The sequence below is a fragment of the Nitrosomonas communis genome (assembly GCF_900114745.1).
Classification (GTDB): domain Bacteria; phylum Pseudomonadota; class Gammaproteobacteria; order Burkholderiales; family Nitrosomonadaceae; genus Nitrosomonas; species Nitrosomonas communis_A.
On sequence record NZ_FOUB01000160.1, the window covers coordinates 1 to 2261 of the forward strand.

General features: G+C 44.0%; 3 protein-coding genes. All 3 read left to right on the forward strand.

Annotation, left to right across the window (positions count from 1 at the left end; all coding sequences use genetic code 11):
• A partial coding sequence (locus tag BM122_RS21030) for a transposase (RefSeq protein ID WP_305728202.1) occupies positions 1–433 on the forward strand: 433 nt, incomplete at its 5' end.
• A gap of 649 nt (positions 434–1082) precedes the next feature.
• Complete coding sequence (locus tag BM122_RS26470) at positions 1083–1205, forward strand: DUF3047 domain-containing protein (protein WP_083398650.1); 123 nt, start codon at positions 1083–1085, stop codon at positions 1203–1205.
• 39 nt (positions 1206–1244) lie between these two features.
• Positions 1245–1937: a DUF2064 domain-containing protein gene (locus BM122_RS21040; RefSeq protein WP_074907612.1), complete on the forward strand. Its 693-nt coding sequence runs from the start codon at positions 1245–1247 to the stop codon at positions 1935–1937.
• Positions 1938–2261: the final 324 nt, after the last annotated feature.

Genomic DNA, 2261 nt, shown 5'->3' on the forward strand with positions numbered 1-2261 from the left:
TATTGATGAAAGTGGGTTTGCACAGGATGCGCCGCGCACGCACGGTTATGCACCCGCTGGTCAGAGATGTCATGGCACGCATGACTGGCATGCGCAAGGTCGTATCAACGCGATTGGCGCCCTGATCGGAAAGCTATTGATAACCGTCAGCCTGTTTGCAGTCAATATCAGCGCCGATGTATTTCATGGATGGGCGATGCAGGACCTGTTGCCTAAATTGCCGTCACATGCGGTCGTTGTGATGGACAATGCTACCTTCCATAAGAGGCAGGATACGCAAGAGGCCATACAAAACGCTGGGCACACCCTTGAATACTTACCCGCTTATTCTCCTGATCTTAATCCCATCGAACATAAATGGGCACAGGCCAAAGCACTGCGTAAACAACAAAACCAGACCGTTGAGATGCTTTTTAAATCCTATACATTCTGAATCATTCTTAACTGGTTAGGCTATAAACGTAAGCAATGGATCAAACTAATCCAACTTTGTTGCTTAATAATGTGCTAAGGAATGACCAACACGCAGGTAAACATGTATCTGCATATAAAAAGCTGCCAGGTAATGGTTAGAAGATAATTTTATGAAAATTAATTGTTGACTAAGCTATAACTTGAATTACTATTTTTCAGCTGAGCAAAGTAAAGACCAAGCTGTTGAGTACATGAAAGTTTTGTAGGAGTTGGTAATGGAGCAACGAGGGATTCTAGCTATTTTATCAGTTTTTGCTCCTTGCTGCATAGAGAAAGAAATATGGAATAATTTGTGAAGGAAGCTATTTTCTGACCAAGAGGCGAAGCTTGTTGCCAACTGTACATCAATCACTGATAATACTAGCACTGCGTTCAACAATTAGTACCATGTGCGGCGCTCTTTCTTCATGACGTTCTGCCACTTAATAAAAACGGTACTGTATTTTCAGGAATTTTACTATCGTAGCGTACTCGTGCCATTAGCTCTGTGTGGTTGAATGGGCAGACGGTTGGGAGTAGCTGGCTTAACGCTTTCACAAAAAATGCATGCATAATGGTAGTACAAGTAGGTTTCAAGAAAGCTGGTCAATAGGTTAGCGAGCGCTGCGATGTGCGTGTTGATTATCAATTATTATTTAGTGAGACCTCCTCAGGTCAATGTGGCAGCCATCATGACTGATACGAATAATACTGGTAGTACGACAACAGCTTGGTATGGTGATATTTGGTAGAGCGAACAATGGTTCATTGATTCATCATCAACAATTATTATGGATGAAATAGCACTGGTCTTGTTATGTGAGCGGCCTGCATTAGGGGTTGGCAAGCAGCGTCTGGCAGCCAGCATAGGCATAGAAAGAGCACATCAGGTCGCACAAGCACTTCTGGCCTGTGCACTGGAAGATGCGAAGAATTGGAATAATCCAGTAGTGATTGCACCCGCATCCGAGGAGGATCATGACTGGGCAACAACCTTGTTGCCATCATCCATGACAGTATGGATACAACCCCAAACAATTGGCAACCTTGGCCAGCGCATCAGTGAGCTCGATTGCAAATTACGTAACAATGGATTGAAGCAGTTAGTTTATATTGGTAGCGATACACCATTACTAACAAAGAATGATTATACAGATTGCCGTACCGCCTTCCAGCATCATGATACGGTGTTGGTACCAGCAATAAATGGGGGGATTGCATTGATGGCTAATTGTACCCCATGGCCAGTGCTGGCTGATCTGCCGTGGAGTACTGATCAATTAAGTGTGGCACTGATAGATTGTTGCCGAAGGGCAGGACAGTCTGTTGCGATAATGGAGCAACGTTCTGATGTAGATAAACTAGAAGATTGCTTGAAGTTAATCACACTATTACAACATGACGTGCGATCAGCGCGGCGCCAGCTCCGCGCACTTGTGTGTGCCATTGCTTATACTTTAAAAATTCGTCCTACTCGGTTTTAGTATTCTCCGTTGTATTTCCGAGTAAGATTCGATCATTTCGACGCGATGCAGCACGATCAGGGAGCAAGGTATGTTTGCTTATGCGCTGGAAGGAATGAGTAAATTTTATGAATGGGCTTTTCGCTCTCCATTATTAATGAGGTTATTCCCCATCATATATAGCATGTCCCCTATAAATTGATTATAATTTACAGATGACCTATCCGATATCATTTCGCCGTAAAGTATAATCCGTTCGTGAGAAGGAGAACCTCTCAATCGCGCAAGTGGCCAAGCGTCTTGATGTAGGGGTCGCCAGCGTGATGCGTTGGATCAAAACTCCCG

Bases quoted from the DNA above. Each gene is read 5' to 3' on its own strand.
- BM122_RS26470 (WP_083398650.1), top strand. From the start codon at position 1,083: ATGTGCGTGTTGATTATCAATTATTATTTAGTGAGACCTCCTCAGGTC.
- BM122_RS21040 (WP_074907612.1), top strand. From the start codon at position 1,245: ATGGATGAAATAGCACTGGTCTTGTTATGTGAGCGGCCTGCATTAGGG.